The sequence below is a fragment of the Methyloversatilis sp. S146-33 genome (genome assembly GCF_059552495.1).
Genome location: NZ_JCANOT010000026.1, coordinates 354,381 through 370,091, shown reverse-complemented (window position 1 = coordinate 370,091; position 15,711 = coordinate 354,381). Strand labels below are relative to the sequence as shown.

18 protein-coding genes are annotated in these 15,711 nt (G+C 65.0%); 14 read left to right on the top strand and 4 right to left on the bottom strand.

Annotated elements, in window-relative coordinates:
- Positions 1-39 precede the first annotated feature (39 nt).
- The 12 genes from pilB to AC51BJ_RS11220 all read left to right on the top strand — a co-directional run bounded on the left by pilB (position 40) and on the right by AC51BJ_RS11220 (position 10,381).
- Entirely contained in the window at positions 40-1,755 is a 1,716-nt protein-coding gene (gene pilB / locus AC51BJ_RS11275) for a type IV-A pilus assembly ATPase PilB (protein WP_019916419.1), read from the top strand.
- A 56-nt stretch (positions 1,756-1,811) separates the two neighbouring features.
- A complete protein-coding gene (locus AC51BJ_RS11270) occupies positions 1,812-3,044 on the top strand; it encodes a type II secretion system F family protein (protein WP_020166135.1) in 1,233 nt (410 codons plus the stop codon).
- 10 nt (positions 3,045-3,054) lie between these two features.
- Positions 3,055-3,912, top strand: coding sequence for a prepilin peptidase (locus AC51BJ_RS11265; protein WP_496280267.1), 858 nt, complete (start codon positions 3,055-3,057; stop codon positions 3,910-3,912).
- 166 nt (positions 3,913-4,078) lie between these two features.
- Entirely contained in the window at positions 4,079-4,384 is a 306-nt protein-coding gene (locus tag AC51BJ_RS11260; RefSeq protein WP_430435385.1) for an FmdB family zinc ribbon protein, read from the top strand.
- Positions 4,384-5,013, top strand: coding sequence for a DUF502 domain-containing protein (locus AC51BJ_RS11255; RefSeq protein ID WP_304004381.1), 630 nt, complete (start codon positions 4,384-4,386; stop codon positions 5,011-5,013). The genes AC51BJ_RS11260 and AC51BJ_RS11255 overlap by 1 nt, the downstream gene beginning before the upstream one ends.
- 40 nt (positions 5,014-5,053) lie before the next feature.
- Positions 5,054-6,847, top strand: a complete 1,794-nt coding sequence (aspS, locus tag AC51BJ_RS11250; RefSeq protein WP_496280266.1) for an aspartate--tRNA ligase — start codon at positions 5,054-5,056, stop codon at positions 6,845-6,847.
- Positions 6,848-6,854: 7 nt separating this feature from the next.
- Positions 6,855-7,235: a guanyl-specific ribonuclease gene (locus AC51BJ_RS11245; RefSeq protein WP_496280265.1), complete on the top strand. Its 381-nt coding sequence runs from the start codon at positions 6,855-6,857 to the stop codon at positions 7,233-7,235.
- Positions 7,236-7,238: 3 nt separating this feature from the next.
- Entirely contained in the window at positions 7,239-7,694 is a 456-nt protein-coding gene (locus AC51BJ_RS11240; protein ID WP_496280264.1) for a barstar family protein, read from the top strand.
- On the top strand, positions 7,691-8,140 hold the full coding sequence (gene nudB, locus AC51BJ_RS11235) for a dihydroneopterin triphosphate diphosphatase (RefSeq protein ID WP_496280263.1): 450 nt from the start codon (positions 7,691-7,693) through the stop codon (positions 8,138-8,140). The genes AC51BJ_RS11240 and nudB overlap by 4 nt, the downstream gene beginning before the upstream one ends.
- Before the next feature lie 69 nt (positions 8,141-8,209).
- Positions 8,210-8,632: an Hsp20/alpha crystallin family protein gene (locus AC51BJ_RS11230; RefSeq protein ID WP_430435390.1), complete on the top strand. Its 423-nt coding sequence runs from the start codon at positions 8,210-8,212 to the stop codon at positions 8,630-8,632.
- Between the two features lie 109 nt (positions 8,633-8,741).
- Positions 8,742-9,644: an acetylglutamate kinase gene (gene argB / locus AC51BJ_RS11225; RefSeq protein WP_019916408.1), complete on the top strand. Its 903-nt coding sequence runs from the start codon at positions 8,742-8,744 to the stop codon at positions 9,642-9,644.
- Positions 9,645-9,775: 131 nt separating this feature from the next.
- Positions 9,776-10,381, top strand: a complete 606-nt coding sequence (locus AC51BJ_RS11220) for an HAD-IA family hydrolase (protein ID WP_496280280.1) — start codon at positions 9,776-9,778, stop codon at positions 10,379-10,381.
- 52 nt (positions 10,382-10,433) lie between these two features.
- On the opposite strand, the gene AC51BJ_RS11215 is transcribed toward AC51BJ_RS11220, so the two are convergent.
- The 3 genes from AC51BJ_RS11215 to yihA all read right to left on the bottom strand — a co-directional run bounded on the left by AC51BJ_RS11215 (position 10,434) and on the right by yihA (position 13,135).
- Complete coding sequence (locus AC51BJ_RS11215; protein WP_496280262.1) at positions 10,434-11,054, bottom strand: hypothetical protein; 621 nt, start codon at positions 11,052-11,054, stop codon at positions 10,434-10,436.
- Between the two features lie 216 nt (positions 11,055-11,270).
- Entirely contained in the window at positions 11,271-12,275 is a 1,005-nt protein-coding gene (gene hemB, locus AC51BJ_RS11210; protein ID WP_496280261.1) for a porphobilinogen synthase, read from the bottom strand.
- A gap of 233 nt (positions 12,276-12,508) precedes the next feature.
- The gene (gene yihA / locus AC51BJ_RS11205) at positions 12,509-13,135 is read right to left on the bottom strand and encodes a ribosome biogenesis GTP-binding protein YihA/YsxC (RefSeq protein ID WP_304004396.1); all 627 of its coding nucleotides are present in this window, start codon (positions 13,133-13,135) and stop codon (positions 12,509-12,511) included.
- A gap of 108 nt (positions 13,136-13,243) precedes the next feature.
- Between yihA and AC51BJ_RS11200 the strand changes: the two genes are divergently transcribed.
- The gene (locus tag AC51BJ_RS11200; RefSeq protein ID WP_430435394.1) at positions 13,244-13,894 is read left to right on the top strand and encodes a c-type cytochrome; all 651 of its coding nucleotides are present in this window, start codon (positions 13,244-13,246) and stop codon (positions 13,892-13,894) included.
- Here AC51BJ_RS11200 and AC51BJ_RS11195 read toward each other — a convergent pair.
- The gene (locus AC51BJ_RS11195; protein ID WP_430435395.1) at positions 13,873-14,685 is read right to left on the bottom strand and encodes a ferritin-like domain-containing protein; all 813 of its coding nucleotides are present in this window, start codon (positions 14,683-14,685) and stop codon (positions 13,873-13,875) included. The two genes, AC51BJ_RS11200 and AC51BJ_RS11195, sit on opposite strands and share 22 nt — an antisense overlap.
- 67 nt (positions 14,686-14,752) lie before the next feature.
- Here AC51BJ_RS11195 and msrP point away from each other — a divergent pair, with 67 nt between their 5' ends.
- Positions 14,753-15,709, top strand: coding sequence for a protein-methionine-sulfoxide reductase catalytic subunit MsrP (gene msrP, locus AC51BJ_RS11190; RefSeq protein ID WP_496280260.1), 957 nt, complete (start codon positions 14,753-14,755; stop codon positions 15,707-15,709).
- Positions 15,710-15,711 lie beyond the last annotated feature (2 nt).

Sequence of the window (15,711 nt, the reverse complement as noted above, 5' to 3'; positions counted from 1 at the left end):
GACACTTCAACACCGCTCGCAGATTCCCCCTAATGCGCCATGGCCGCCACCGCTAAGAATGCACTGTCGGGTCTTGCCCGCGCGCTGGCGCAGAGCGGGCGGCTGACCGAGACCGAAGCAGAGAGCCTGACGCGTGAGGGCGCGCAGTCCGGCCACGGTTTCATCGCGCAACTGGTCGCCAGCGGCAAGATGAGCGCACGCGACGCAGCCGCCTTCGCCTCGGAAACCTTCGGCTATCCGCTGCTGGACCTCGCGCAGTACGACCCGGACCAGTTCCCGGCGGACGCGATCGACAAGAAGCTGATGCGCACCCACCGCGTGCTGGCGCTGAAGAAACGCGGCAACCGGCTGGCGGTGGCGATCGCCGATCCGTCGAACCTGCGTGCCATCGACGAGATTCGCTTCCAGACCGGTCTGGCCGTGGACCCGGTCGTCGTCGAGACCGACAAGCTCGCCACACTCGTCGACAAGCTGTCGGAAACCGTTGAGAAGGCTTTGGAATCGATCGCTTCGGTCGACTTCGATTTCGACGGTGAAATGGCGCCTGAGGAAGACGCCGCCGCCAGCAACGACGCCCAGGTCGAGATCGACGACGCACCGGTGGTGCGCTTCATCCAGAAGATTCTGCTCGACGCGATCAACGAAGGCGCCTCCGACGTCCACTTCGAACCCTACGAGAAGTACTACCGCATCCGCTACCGTACCGACGGCGTACTGCGCGAGATCACCCAGCCTCCGCTGGTGCTGCGCGAGAAGATCGCGTCGCGCATCAAGGTCATTTCCCGGCTGGACATTTCGGAGAAGCGGGTGCCGCAGGACGGCCGGATGAAATTCGTGCTGTCCAAGACCAAGGCGATCGACTTCCGCGTCAGCACGCTGCCGACCCTGCACGGCGAGAAGATCGTCATGCGTATCCTCGACCCGAGTTCGGCCATGCTGGGCATCGACGCGCTCGGTTATGAGCCCGAGCAGCGCGCCTCGCTGATGCATGCGATCGAGCGCCCCTACGGCATGATCCTGGTGACCGGTCCGACCGGTTCCGGCAAGACGGTGTCGCTGTACACCTGTCTGAACATCCTGAACAAGCCCGGCGTGAACATCTCGACCGCCGAAGATCCGGCCGAAATCAACCTGCCGGGCATCAACCAGGTCAATGTCAACGACAAGGCCGGCCTCACCTTCGCCGCCGCACTGAAGTCCTTCCTGCGGCAGGATCCGGACGTGATCATGGTCGGTGAAATCCGCGACCTCGAAACGGCCGAAATTTCGATCAAGGCGGCGCAGACCGGTCACCTGGTGCTGTCGACGCTGCACACCAACGACGCCCCGACCACGCTGGATCGCATGCGCAACATGGGCATCGCCGCCTTCAACATTGCGTCCAGCGTCATTTTGATCACTGCCCAGCGGCTGGCGCGCCGGCTATGCTCCTGCAAGCAGCCGATGGACATTCCGGTTGAAGCGCTGCTGGAGGCCGGATTCACCGAAGCGGACCTCGACGGCAGCTGGCAACCCTATGCACCGGTCGGCTGCGAGCGCTGCAAGGGCAGCGGCTACAAGGGTCGGGTCGGCATCTATCAGGTGATGCCGATCTCCGACGAGATTGCGCATATCATCATGACCAACGGCAATTCGATCGACATTGCCGCGCAGGCACGCCGCGAGGGCGTCAAGGACCTGCGCCAGTCCGGTCTGCTGAAGGTCAGGCAGGGCGTCACTTCGCTGGCTGAAGTGCTCGCCTGCACCAACGAATGAGCGACGCCGCGCGCGGTGTCGCCGCATGAGCGGACTTACCCCGCAAGGAGCTTGATTTGGCCACCGCAACCCGCCCCGTACGCAAGGACAGCGGTTCCAAGGAAACGGTCTTCAACTGGGAAGGCAAGGACAAGAGCGGCAAGCTGGTGCGCGGGGAGATGCGCGCCGGCGGCGAAGCCATGGTCCAGGCCACGCTGCGTCGCCAGGGCATCCTGGTCACCAAGGTCAAGAAGCGCAGCTTCGGCCGCGGCGGCAAGGTGACCGAAAAGGACATCACGCTGTTCACCCGGCAACTGGCGACGATGATGAAGGCCGGTGTGCCGCTGCTGCAGGCCTTCGACATCGTCGGCAAGGGCGCCGGCAACCGGGCGGTATCGAAGCTGCTGGGCGACATCCGGCTCGAAGTCGAGTCCGGCTCCAGCCTGAACCAGGCTTTCCGCAAGTATCCGCAGCACTTCGACCAGCTGTTCTGCAACCTCGTTGCCGCAGGTGAGCAGGCCGGTATTCTTGACGGCCTGCTCGATCGCCTCGCCACGTATCGCGAAAAGATCCTGGCGATCAAGGGCAAGATCAAGTCGGCGATGTTCTATCCGATCGCGGTCATCGTGGTCGCCATCGTGATCACCGCGGTGATCATGATTTTCGTCATTCCGGAGTTCAAGAAGGTGTTCTCGAGCTTCGGTGCTGATCTGCCGGCGCCGACGTTGTTCGTCATCGCGATATCGGACGCCTTCGTCGAGTACTCTTGGCTGATCTTCGGCGGGGCCTTCGCGGCAATCAGCGCATTCTTCTACATGCTGAAGCGATCGGTCCCCCTGCAGATCGCCGTCGACCGCCTGTCGCTCAAACTGCCTGTCCTCGGCGAGATTCTGCGCAAAGCCACGATCGCGCGCTGGGCGCGCACCTTGTCAACGATGTTCGCCGCCGGCGTGCCGCTGGTCGAGGCACTCGATTCGGTGGGCGGCGCGGCCGGCAACCATATCTACAAGATGGCCACGCGGCAGATCCAGAACGAGGTCAGCACCGGCACCAGTCTGACCGTCGCGATGCAGAACACCAATGTGTTTCCGGTCATGGTGATCCAGATGGCGTCCATCGGTGAGGAGTCCGGCCAGCTCGATTCGATGCTGTCCAAGGTGGCCGACTTCTTCGAACAGGAGGTCGACGATTCGGTCGACGCGCTGTCCAGCCTGCTCGAACCCATCATCATGGTGGTGCTCGGCACGCTGATCGGCGGTCTGGTGGTCGCCATGTACCTCCCGATCTTCAAGGTCGCCCAGTCGGTCTGACAGCGGAATCGTGAGCGGACTTGAATCGCTGGCCGGGAGCGGCCTGCTGCTGCCGCTGGTCGGCCTGCTCGGTCTGGCCGTCGGCAGCTTCCTGAACGTGGTGATCCATCGCCTGCCGATCATGATGGAGCGGGAGTGGGCGGCACAGTGCGCCGATCTGCGCAACGAGCCGGCGCCGGTGTTCGACGCGCTGTCGCTGCTGGCGCCGCGCTCGCACTGTCCCAAGTGCGGCCACAGGATCGGCGCGCTGGAAAACATCCCGGTGCTGTCCTGGCTGCTGCTGCGCGGCCGGTGCCGAGGCTGCGGCACCGGCATCGGTGTCCGCTATCCGCTGGTCGAACTGCTGACCGGGCTGCTGAGCCTGGCCTGTGCCTGGACATTCGGACCGACACTGCTGCTCATCGGCGCACTGGCCCTCGTATGGGCGCTGATCGCGCTCACCTTCATCGACCTCGATACACAGTTGCTGCCGGACAGCATTACGCTGCCGCTGATCTGGGCCGGACTGCTGCTCAATCTGGTCGGCGGCTTCACCGATCTGCAGTCGGCCGTCGTCGGTGCCATTGCCGGCTATCTGGTGCTGTGGAGCGTTTACTGGGCGTTCAAGCTGGCCACCGGCAAGGAGGGCATGGGCTACGGCGACTTCAAGCTGCTGTCCGCGCTGGGTGCTTTTCTCGGCTGGCAGATGCTGCCCGTGATCATCCTGCTGTCGTCGCTGGTCGGCGCCGTGGTCGGCATCGCACTGATCGTGCTGCGTTCGCACGGCCGCGACGTGCCGATTCCGTTCGGGCCCTATCTGGCCGCCGCCGGCGTGATCGCGCTGTTCTTCGGCGCCACGATCAACCGCACCTATCTGGGGCTGATGTAGGCATCTGCCGGGGCTTGAATCCCCAGAATGGGCGCCCCATTTCCGAAGCGCAGCGTCCGTTTCGCGCACCCGCTCCCGCCACGTGGGGGGCCGGCGATTTCCTGGCGCGAAATGTGCATGTGCAACAATGCCTTAGTCTATAATTTCGCGTTTTCTGGAGCTCGACATGCCGATCTACGGTTACCGCTGCTCGTCCTGCGGTTTTGAAAAGGACGTGATGCAGAAGATCAGCGCCGCGCCGCTGACCGATTGCCCGTCCTGCGGCGCATCGACCTTCACCAAGCAACTGTCCGCAGCCGGCTTCCAGCTCAAGGGCAGTGGCTGGTACGCCACCGACTTCAAGGGCGGCGGCTCGGGCAACAGCACAACGACGCCGAAGGCGGACACGTCCGCATCGACGGCATCCTCCTCGTCAGGCGACAGTGCTGCCGCGCCCTCGACGCCCTGTGGCGGCTCCTGCGCCTGCCATTGATGAAGCGTTACTTCATCACCGGTCTGCTGATCTGGATTCCGCTGGCCATCACAATCTGGGTGCTGGCCTGGATACTGGGCACGCTGGACCAGACCATGCTGCTGGTGCCCTGGCAGTGGCGACCGGCCCAGCTGTTCGGCTTCGACGTGCCGGGCCTGGGCGTCATCCTGACCGTGCTCATCATCGTGGTCAGCGGCGTCATCGGCCACAACATCATCGGCCAGCGCCTGCTGCGTTACTGGGAAGGGCTGCTGTCGCGCATCCCGGTCGTGAAGTCGATCTACAACGGCGTGAAGCAGGTGTCGGACACGCTGTTCTCCAGCTCCGGCGAAGCCTTCCGCAAGGCGCTGCTGGTCCAGTACCCGCGCGAGGGCAGCTGGACCATCGCCTTCCTGACCGGTCAGCCGGGCGGGGACGTGGTCAATCACCTGCCCGACCACGTCAGCGTCTACGTGCCGACCACGCCCAACCCGACCTCGGGCTTCTTCCTGATGCTGCCGCGCAGCGACGTGATCGAGCTCGACATGACGGTGGACGAAGCACTCAAGTACATCGTGTCGATGGGCGTCGTCCCGCCGGCCAGAAAACCGAAACCGCATGCGGCCGTCGTGCCCGCACTCGACAACTGAACCGGGGTTTTCCGACCCCGCACTTTCCCGGAATCACACCATGCGCACGCAATACTGCGGCCTGCTCGACGCGGGCTACCTCGACCAGACCGTCACCCTGTTCGGCTGGGCACACCGTCGCCGCGACCACGGCGGGGTCATCTTCATCGACCTGCGCGACCGCGAAGGTCTGGTGCAGGTGGTGTGTGACCCGGACCGCGCGGAAACCTTCAAGGTGGCCGAGTCGGTGCGCAACGAGTTCTGCCTGAAGGTGACCGGTCGCGTGCGCCGTCGCCCGGAAGGCACGACCAACGCCAATCTGGTGTCGGGCGAGATCGAAGTGCTGGCACACGAGGTGGAGGTGCTGAACGCCTCGGTCACGCCGCCCTTCCCGCTGGACGACGACAATCTGTCGGAAACCGTGCGCCTGACCCACCGCGTGATCGATCTGCGCCGCCCGGCGATGCAGAAGAACATGATGCTGCGCTACAAGACGGCGATGGCTTTCCGCCGCTTCCTCGACGGCCAGGGCTTCATCGACATCGAAACGCCGATGCTCACCAAGAGCACGCCGGAAGGCGCGCGTGACTATCTGGTGCCCAGCCGCGTGCACGACGGCCAGTTCTTCGCGCTGCCGCAGTCGCCGCAGCTTTTCAAGCAGCTGTTGATGGTGGCCGGCTACGACCGCTACTACCAGATCACCAAGTGCTTCCGTGACGAGGATCTGCGCGCCGACCGCCAGCCGGAATTCACCCAGGTCGATATCGAAACCAGCTTCCTGACCGAGCACGAAATCACCGCGATGATGGAAGACATGATCCGCTATGTCTTCAAGGAAGCGCTGTCGGTCGACCTGCCCGCGCCCTTCCCGCGCATGACCTACGCCGAGGCGATGAGCCGCTTCGGTTCGGACAAGCCGGATCTGCGCGTGACGCTGGAGCTGGTGGACGTCGCCGACGCGGTCAAGGAGGTCGCCTTCAAGGTGTTCTCCGGCCCGGCCAACGACCCGGCCTGCCGCGTCACTGCGCTGCGCGTGCCCGGCGGGGCCTCGCTGTCGCGCGGCGAAATCGACGGCTACACCGAATTCGTCAAGATCTACGGCGCCAAGGGCCTGGCCTACATCAAGGTCAATGACGTCAGCAAGCTGAACGAAGAAGGCCTGCAGTCGCCCATCGTGAAGAACCTGAGCCCCGAGTCGCTGGCCGCCATCATGGCGCGCACCGGTGCGCAGAGCGGCGACGTGATCTTCTTCGGTTCCGACAAGGCCAAGGTGGTGTCCGACGCGCTCGGCGCGCTGCGCCTGAAGATCGGTCACGAGAAGGGCTATGTCACCGGTGAGGCCTGGCGCCCTCTGTGGGTGGTCGACTTCCCGATGTTCGAGTACGACGAGGACGAAAAGCGCTGGAACGCCTGCCACCACCCCTTCACCAGCCCGAAAGACGAGCACATCGCGCTGCTGAAGACCGATCCGGGCAAGTGTCTGGCCAAGGCCTACGACCTGGCGCTGAACGGCTGGGAAATCGGCGGCGGTTCGGTGCGTATCCACCAGGCCTCGGTACAGGAAACCGTGTTCGAAGCGCTCAACATCGGTCCGGAAGAACAGCAGCTCAAGTTCGGCTTCCTGCTCGACGCGCTGAAGTACGGCGCGCCGCCGCACGGCGGTCTGGCTTTCGGTCTGGACCGCATTGTCACGATGATGACCGGCGCCGAGTCGATCCGCGACGTGATCGCCTTCCCCAAGACCCAGCGCGCCCAGTGTCTGCTGACCCAGGCACCGAGCCCGGTGGACGAGCGCCAGCTGCGCGAGCTGCACATCAAGCTGCGCAACACGCCGAAGGCCGACGCCGGCGCCTGAGGCCGTGATGACCCGCCCGCCTCGCCGGCTCCCGGCGCCACTGCTGGCGCCGATCCTGGCCCTGTGGCTGTTGCTGACCGGCTTCGCCTCGCCCGAGGTGGAGCTGGCGCAACTGCCGCCGGAAGCGGCGCAGACGCTGGCGCTGATCCGCCAGGGCGGGCCTTTCCCGTACAACCGTGACGGCGTCGTGTTCCACAATCGCGAACGCCGTCTGCCGATGCAGAAGCGCGGCTATTACCGCGAATACACGGTGCCCACGCCCGGCCTGAACCACCGCGGCGCCCGTCGCATCGTCGCTGGCAGCGGCGTCGACGGCGACGTGCGCAATTCGGGCGAATACTGGTACACGGCGGATCACTACCGGAGCTTCCGCCGCATCAAGGAATGAACGATGTCCGCACTGCCCCCTGATTCAATGCAGGCCCGCCTCGGCGACGCCGCCCGCAGCGGCGTGTTCTCCGCCCAGCCGACCGCCGCCGCGCGCGCAGCACGCTTTGCCGAGCCGGCCGGCCTGCTGCTGATCGGCCTCGACCTGAAAGACACTCGCGACCAGGCGTCGCTGCTGCAGCTGTTCGCCGAAACGATGGGCTTTCCCGACACTTTCGGCCACAACCTCGACGCGCTCGGCGACTGCCTCGGCGACCTGTCGTGGTTGCCGGAAAGCCGCGGCTACCTGCTGCATCTGAGCAACTGCGCCAAGCCGGTCGAGCGCTGCAAGGACGATTTCGACGCGCTGGTCGCCGTGCTGAACGACGCCGCCGACGAGTGGCGCGGCCGCGGCACGCCGTTCTGGGTGCTGATCGACCAGCCGCACACGCGTGCCCGCCCCTTTATGGCCAGCGCATGAAGCGGCCGCAGTCGGTCCTGGTGCTGATCCACAGCGACGACGGCGACATCCTGCTGATCGAGCGGGCGAAGCACCCGGGCTACTGGCAGTCGGTGACCGGCAGCATTGAGTCCGGCGAAACGCCGGAACGGGCGGCGCAACGTGAAGTCGAGGAAGAGACCGGCATCGTCGCACCAGCCGAAGCTTTCGACCGCTGGCATCACAGCAGCCGCTTCGAAATCTATCCGATCTGGCGCCATCGCTATCCGCCCGGCGTCACCCATAACACCGAGCACGCCTTCAGCCTCTGCGTGCCGCGCGACACACCGATCCAGCTGGCGCCGGACGAGCACCGCGACTGGCGCTGGCTGCCCTGGCGCGAGGCGCTCGATGCGGTGTTTTCGTGGACCAACCGCGATGCGATCCGGATGTTGACCCAGCGCAAGCGCCTGAACAGGCGGTCTTGAAATCGGTTTTTTCCAACCCTAGTTTGGGTGTACGCGGATACCCGCACCCGACATGGAAAGGACGAAACGATGAATCAAGTGACCCGCTGGGATCCTTTTGAAAACCTGTTCAAGGACTTTCGCGGCCTCGTGCTGCAGCCGGTCGATCTCGCCAACAACCCCGACGTGCCGGCACTCAAGGTCGACGTGAAGGAAGACAAGGACGCCTACACCGTGCACGCCGACCTGCCGGGCGTGGCCAAGGACGACATCCACGTGAACATCGAAGGGGCGGTAGTGTCGATCAGCGCCGAAAAGAAGCGCACGGTGGAGAACAAGGAAGGCGAGCGTGTGCTGCGTTCCGAGCGCCACTACGGCAAGGTGTCGCGCAGCTTCCAGCTCGGCCAGGACATCGACGAAGCCCGGGCCCAGGCCCGTTTCGCCGACGGCGTGCTGGAACTGACACTGCCGAAGAAGGTTGTCGCCGCCTCGAAGAAGCTCACCATCCAGTAAGCCGTTTGTACCCCGGCAAAAGCGGACACCCTGCCGGTGTCCGCTTTTTGTTTGTGCGGTGCAAGGCTAGAATCCGGCCTCATCCTTACACCTCGCCCGAGCCCGGAAAATGCCCCTGACCTCTGACCTCACCTCCGGTATCACGCCGCACGCCAAGGCCGCGGTGCTGTCCGAGGCGCTGCCCTACATCCGCCGTTTCCAGGACCGCACCATCGTCGTGAAATACGGCGGCAACGCGATGACCGACCCCGCGCTGAAGCTGGGCTTCGCGCGCGACGTGACCTTGCTCAAGCTGGTCGGCATGAACCCGGTGGTGGTGCACGGCGGCGGCCCGCAGATCGACGACCTGCTCAAGCGCGTCGGCAAGCAGGGCACCTTCATCCAGGGCATGCGCGTCACCGACGAAGAAACGATGGACATCGTCGAGATGGTGCTCGGCGGTCACGTGAACAAGGACATCGTGAACCTGATCAACCAGGCCGGCGGCAAGGCCGTGGGCCTGACCGGTCAGGACGGCTCCTTCATCCGCGCCACCAAGCTGATGATGCCGAACAAGGACAAGCCGGACGAAATGCTCGACATCGGCTTGGTCGGCGACATCGTGTCGATCGACCCGACCATCATCAACTTCCTCGACAGCGGCGACTTCATCCCGGTCATCGCGCCGATCGGCGTCGGCCCGGACGGCGAGAGCTATAACATCAACGCCGACGTGGTCGCCGGCAAGCTGGCCGAAATCCTGAAGGCGGAAAAGCTCGTGCTGCTCACCAACACGCCGGGCGTGCTGGACAAGGAGGGCAATCTGCTGACCGGCATTACGCCGCGCGACGTCGACGCGATGATTGCCGACGGCACGCTGTCCGGCGGCATGCTGCCGAAGATCGGCTCGGCGCTGGACGCCGCCCGCAGCGGCGTGAAAAGCGTGCACATCATCGACGGCCGCGTGCCGAACGCGCTGCTGCTCGAAGTGCTGACCGACGACGGCGTCGGCACGCTGATCAAGAGCAAGTGAACCCGCCCCCTGGGCCGGGCGTCGCCCGGCCCGTCCCCCGGAAGGCGTAAGACATCAGCCCTGACCCGATTCACGCGCGACGCCTGGACACGGATAGGCAGCCGGTCTGGATCTTCGATCTGGACAACACGCTGCACGACGCCAACCCGCACGTCTTTCCGCATCTGAACCGGGCGATGACCGCATGGTTGATGACGGAGCTGGGGCTGGCGCACGCCGAGGCCGACCATCTGCGCGAGCACTACTGGCATCGCTACGGCGCCACGCTGCTCGGCCTGATGCGGCACCACGGCACCCGTCCCGCACACTTCCTGCACGGTACGCACGACGTCGAGGCACTGCGCCCGGGCATCGTGTTCGACCGCGCGCTGCTGCACGTGCTGCGCCGCCTACCCGGCCGCAAGATCGTGTTCACCAACGGCCCACTGCACTACGCCGAAGCGGTGCTCGACGTAATGGGCATGAGCACGCTGTTCGACGGCATCCACGCGATCGAGCACTCGCGCTATGCGCCGAAGCCGCGGCTGAAGGGCTTCCTGCACCTGCTGCGCGACTACCGGCTCACGCCCGCACGCTGCATCATGGTCGAGGACACGGCGGCCAATCTGCGCACCGCTAAGCAGCTGGGCATGCGCACCGTGTGGATCAGCCGTAGTGCTGCCCATCACTCCTACGTAGACGTGCGACTTACGTCGGCGCTACAGCTGCATCGAATGCGCTGGATCATGAACCGCTGACGAATGAAACGGCCCGATGCAATATCGGCCGGATTCCCTGCGAACAGCCCCTCTACACCACGTCTGCGCTTCGGCCCCTGCTGAGCCACGCCCACCCGCATACCGTAAGCAGCCCGCACAGAACAAGCGTCGCCGGCTTCGGCTCCGGTACAGCCGCTGCATATGCGAACTCCACGCTTGAGAAACGATAGCTGTCCGCGGTTGCGAGAACCGAGAACGACGAAAGAGGAGCGGACGCAAACAGACCGGTAATCACCACACTCGGGAAGGGTTCCACATTCACGGCGGTACCGATCACCGCTCCGTCAGAATTGAATGCATGTACAACAGCTGAGTGAAACCGAATGCCCCCGAGATTACCGATTGCAGAAGCATTCAATCTGACGAACGCGACCGGTGCGGCAAATGAGAATGTCAGCGACTCTCCGGGGTCCAGTGTGTAGTCCTCACCGCCGACTACGCCGATTCCATTCAGATCGAGAAACTGGACGGCACTGGAACCCGTGATCTCGACCCCATCCTTCTTCCAGTTCGAAGTCTGGAACGTGCCCTTATCGTCGAAATCGATGACAACATTCGCCCCAAGAGCTGAGGCAGGCAGGACCAGGAGTGCTCCGGCGATGGCGGTCAGACGGCTTAGGCGCGATCTGTGCAATCCTATGAACTGGAGCATGAGGTGTCCTCCCGTGAACTTCGTCGAGCAAAGAGCAGTACTCGCGAAGCATAGACATCAGCGCGACAGAAATCACCCCATTATTCGCGGGCGGTCGCTGGTCTCCGATGCGCTGCCCCCATGCTGACCAGGACCTTCAAACCCGACGTACGGAAACTGTTCGACCGCCGATCGTGTTCGTGTCCACGGCCGTGCTCATCCATCTAGAAAGATCCGTCACTCCTGCAACCAGCGCGCCGCGTCCAGCGCGTAATAGGTGAGGATGCCGTCGGCGCCGGCGCGCTTGAAGGCGAGCAGCGCTTCCATCGCGGTGGCGCGCTCATCCAGCCAGCCATTGGCCACCGCCGCCTTCAGCATCGCGTACTCGCCGCTCACCTGATAGGCGTAGGTGGGCACCCCCAGTTCGCCCTTCACCCGGCGCACGATGTCGAGGTAGGGCATGCCCGGTTTCACCATCACCATGTCCGCACCCTCGGCGATGTCGAGCGCGACTTCGCGGATCGCCTCGTCGCTGTTCGCCGGGTCCATCTGGTAGGTGTATTTGTTGCCCTTGCCGAGGTTGCCGGCCGAGCCGACCGCGTCACGGAACGGGCCGTAGAAGGCCGAGGCGTACTTCGCCGAGTAGGCGAGGATGCGGGTGTGGATCAACTGATGCGCATCCAGCTCGAAGCGGATGCGGCCGACCCGGCCGTCCATCATGTCGGACGGCGCCACCACGTCTGCGCCAGCCTGGGCGTGGCACAGCGCCTGTTTCGCCAGCGCCTCCAGCGTTTCGTCGTTCATGACGTAGCCGGAGGCATCGATCAGACCGTCCTGACCGTGCGATGTGTAGGGGTCGAGCGCGACGTCGGTGATCACGCCCAGTTCGGGAAAGCGCTGCTTCAGCGCACGCACGGTACGCGGCACCAGACCTTCCGGGTTCCACGCTTCGGCCGCGTCGTCGGTCTTCAGGCCGGCATCGATGACCGGGAACAGCGCCAGCGCCGGCACGCCCAGCGCCACCGCCTGTTCGGCCACGCCGAGCAGCAGATCGATGCTGACCCGATTGACGCCCGGCATCGACGCCACCGCCTCGCTGCGGCTCGGCCCGTCGAGCACGAACACCGGGTAGATGAGGTCGTCGGCGCTGAGGCGGTTCTCGCGCATCAGGCGGCGCGAAAAGTCGTCGCGGCGCATGCGGCGCATGCGGGTCGAGGGGAAGTGGCTGGCGGAAGAGGACATCGTCTGGACCTGCGAAAACGGAAGCCGCGATGATAGTACGCGGCGCCCTCCCGCTCGCTCCGTCGCCACTTCAATTCGCGCACGAAGAGAACGGAACTTTGAAAAAGCGCCCCCGGTCAGAGCGTGCGACGGTGCGAGCCGTCACCCGCTTCACCTCCCTGAGCGGGTGCCTTGCGTGCGAGGCGTTTCGAGCCCACGGCTTCATCCCCTTTAGCCGTGGGCTTTTTCTTTTTTCAGGCCGCGGACGTGTCCGGCGGTGGCAGTGCCGCGCTCAGCCAGGGCGCGACCACCTGCTCGACCTCGTCTACGCCGGTCTTCTTCAGGCTGGAGAACAGTTGCACCGTCACTTGCTCACCCATGCCCGAAAGCTGGCGACGCACATCGGCCAGCGTGGCCGCCTGTGCGCTGCGCGTGAGCTTGTCGGCCTTGGTGAGCAGCACGTGCATCGGCTTTCCGCTCTGCGAGAACCACTGGATCATGTTCCAGTCGAGTTCGGTCAGCGGGTGACGCGAATCCATGATGAGCACCAGCCCGACCAGGCTCTCGCGCTCCTTCAGATAGCGCTCGATCAGCCCCGCCCAGGCGCGACGCACCTCGACCGGCACCTGGGCGAAGCCATAGCCCGGCAGATCGACCAGGAAGCCGCCCTTGACCAGCTTGAAGTAATTGATCAGCTGGGTGCGGCCCGGCGTCTTGCTGACGAAGGCCAGTCGCGTGTGACCGACCAGCGTGTTGATCGCACTGGATTTGCCGGCGTTCGAACGCCCGGCGAAAGCGATCTCCGGGCCGATGGGCGCTGGCAGGCCGGATGGCTTGGCAACGGAGATATGGAAGGAGGCGCCGCGGAAGAGAGAGGACAAATCAGAATCGCGCAATGCGCGCCCGGGAAAACACGGTAAAATGAGGAGTTTAGCGTATCACCGAAATTTTCCCGGACCTTTGCCCGGCATCACCGCTCAAGGAAAGTCATGCGCCACCTCACCGCTCTTGGTTTCGCCCTGTCCCTGACCCTCGTTTCGGCCAGCGCGCTGGCCTCCGAAGAAAAAGCAGCCCCGAAGGCCGACGCAGCCGCGGGCAAGACCATTGCCACCCAGGTGTGTGCAGCCTGTCATGGCGCCGATGGCAACAGCGCCATCCCGGCCAATCCGAAGCTCGCTGGCCAGCACCCGGAATACCTGTACAAGCAGCTGATGAACTTCAAGGCCAAGGACGGCAAGCCGGCCGAGCGCGTCAATGGCGTGATGGCCGGCATGGTGGCCGGCCTGTCCGATCAGGACATGCGCAACCTCGCCGCCTACTACGCCAGCCAGAAGCCGACCGGCGGCGAAGCCAAGGGCTCGCGTGAAAGCATCGAACTGGGTCAGAAGCTGTGGCGCGGTGGCGACCAGAGCAAGGGCTTGCCCGCCTGTGCCGGCTGTCACGGCCCGGCTGGCGCCGGCCTGCCGGCGCAGTACCCGCGCATCGCCGGTCAGCATGCCGACTACACCGAAGCGCAGCTGAAGACCTTCCGCGTCGGCGAACGCGCCAACGATCCGGCCAAGATGATGCGCATGATCGCGGTGAAGATGACCGACGCCGAAATCAAGGCGGTGGCCGACTACGCAGCCGGCCTGCGCTGATTCGCCAGCGTTTCGATCTCGCTCTCGGAAAAGCCCGCCTCCAGGCGGGCTTTTTCGTTGACCGGCGGCTGCAGCCGCGGCGCATCGAACGCGTTGAAAAGGTGCAGGAAGGTCGCCTCCGGCGCCAGCCCGCGCTGCGCGCACAGGTGACGGAACCAGCGGTCACCGACCGCCACGTGGGTGATCTCGTCGCTCAGCACGATGTCCAGGATGTCCAGCGCCGCCTGATCGCCGATCGCGCGCAGCTTGGCCATGATGGGCGGCGTGGCGTCCAGCCCGCGCGCCTCGAGCACGCGCGGCACCAGCGCCATGCGCACCAGCGCATCATGCGCGGTGCGGCGCGCCATGTCCCACAGACCGGCGTGCGCCGGAAAGTCGCCGTAGTCGTAGCCCAGCGTGCGCAGGTGGGTACGCAGCAGACCGAAGTGGCGCGCCTCGTCGGCGGCGACGCGCAGCCAGTCGCCCAGAAAGTCGTCCGGCAGATCGCGGAAGCGCCAGGCGGCATCGAGCGCCAGATTGATGGCGGTGAATTCGATGTGGCAGATGGCGTGAATCATCGCGCCGTGACCCTCGCGGCTGCCGATGCGGCGCGAGCGCAGGGCCGACGGTTCGACCAGTTCGGGCCTGGTCGGCCGGCCCGCGTCGTCGATCGCATGCGGCGGGGCGGCCGCCCGGTCGAAGGCGCCGCCGGCCTGCCAGTCGCGCCACAGGCTCGCCACCTGCGCACACTTCTCGTCGGGGTCGGCGCACACCAGCGCCGCGTGCAGCGCGTCGAAAATCTTTCTGCTCATTTGCGGTCTTCGGTAAGGTCTGGCGACCTGACACGGTCTGCACAGACATGAAGCCAGGAGTGTACCCATGCTGATCAAACGCCAGACGGACATCGTGCCGTCGGAAATCACCCCGCGCGCGCTGTTCGACAGCCGGCGCGACTTCATCCGCGCTGCCGGTCTGGGTGTCGGCGCCGCGCTGATCGGCGCCGGCCTGCCGGGCGAGGCGCGCGCCGCCGGCTACGGCGGTCAGTCGCTCGGACCGCTGCTGAAAAGCCCGCTGTCGACCGACGAGAAGCTGAACGACTACAAGGACATCACCAGCTACTGCAATTTCTACGAGTTCGGCACCGACAAGAGCGACCCGTCGCGCAACGCGCACCGCATGTCGACCCGACCTTGGACGGTGAGCATCGACGGCATGGTGCAGAAGCCGAAGACGCTGGCGATCGAGGACGTGCTGAAGCTGGCGCCGCTGGAAGAGCGCATCTACCGGCTGCGCTGCGTCGAGGCGTGGTCCATGGTGGTGCCCTGGGTCGGTCTGCCGCTGTCGGCGCTGCTGAAACAGGTCGAGCCGCTCGGCGGCGCGAAATACGTCGAGTTCACCACGCTGGCCGATCCGAAAACCATGCCCGGCGTGCGCAGCGCCGTGCTCGACTGGCCCTATGTCGAGGGCCTGCGCATCGACGAAGCCATGCACCCGCTGACGCTGCTGGCGGTCGGCCTGTACGGCGAGGTGCTGCCGAACCAGAACGGCGCGCCGATGCGCCTGGTCGTACCATGGAAGTACGGCTTCAAGAGCGCGAAATCGATCGTGAAGATCCGCTTTACCGACAAGGAGCCGGTCAGTTCCTGGACCCGCGCCGCCGCGCGCGAGTACGGCTTCTATTCGAACGTGAATCCGGAGGTCGATCACCCGCGCTGGAGCCAGGCACGCGAGCGGCGCATCGGCGAATTCACCAAGCGCAAAACGCTCATGTTCAACGGCTACGGCGAGCAGGTGGCGTCGCTGTACGCCGGCATGGATCTGAAGAAGCACTTCTGACG

Bases quoted from the DNA above. Each gene is read 5' to 3' on its own strand.
- AC51BJ_RS11230 (WP_430435390.1), top strand. From the start codon at position 8,210: ATGAATCAAGTGACCCGCTGGGATCCTTTTGAAAACCTGTTCAAGGAC.
- AC51BJ_RS11215 (WP_496280262.1), bottom strand. From the start codon at position 11,054: ATGCTCCAGTTCATAGGATTGCACAGATCGCGCCTAAGCCGTCTGACC.
- nudB (WP_496280263.1), top strand. From the start codon at position 7,691: ATGAAGCGGCCGCAGTCGGTCCTGGTGCTGATCCACAGCGACGACGGC.
- aspS (WP_496280266.1), top strand. From the start codon at position 5,054: ATGCGCACGCAATACTGCGGCCTGCTCGACGCGGGCTACCTCGACCAG.
- AC51BJ_RS11195 (WP_430435395.1), bottom strand. From the start codon at position 14,685: ATGAGCAGAAAGATTTTCGACGCGCTGCACGCGGCGCTGGTGTGCGCC.
- msrP (WP_496280260.1), top strand. From the start codon at position 14,753: ATGCTGATCAAACGCCAGACGGACATCGTGCCGTCGGAAATCACCCCG.
- AC51BJ_RS11255 (WP_304004381.1), top strand. From the start codon at position 4,384: ATGAAGCGTTACTTCATCACCGGTCTGCTGATCTGGATTCCGCTGGCC.
- hemB (WP_496280261.1), bottom strand. From the start codon at position 12,275: ATGTCCTCTTCCGCCAGCCACTTCCCCTCGACCCGCATGCGCCGCATG.
- AC51BJ_RS11240 (WP_496280264.1), top strand. From the start codon at position 7,239: ATGTCCGCACTGCCCCCTGATTCAATGCAGGCCCGCCTCGGCGACGCC.
- AC51BJ_RS11260 (WP_430435385.1), top strand. From the start codon at position 4,079: ATGCCGATCTACGGTTACCGCTGCTCGTCCTGCGGTTTTGAAAAGGAC.
- AC51BJ_RS11200 (WP_430435394.1), top strand. From the start codon at position 13,244: ATGCGCCACCTCACCGCTCTTGGTTTCGCCCTGTCCCTGACCCTCGTT.
- AC51BJ_RS11245 (WP_496280265.1), top strand. From the start codon at position 6,855: ATGACCCGCCCGCCTCGCCGGCTCCCGGCGCCACTGCTGGCGCCGATC.
- argB (WP_019916408.1), top strand. From the start codon at position 8,742: ATGCCCCTGACCTCTGACCTCACCTCCGGTATCACGCCGCACGCCAAG.
- pilB (WP_019916419.1), top strand. From the start codon at position 40: ATGGCCGCCACCGCTAAGAATGCACTGTCGGGTCTTGCCCGCGCGCTG.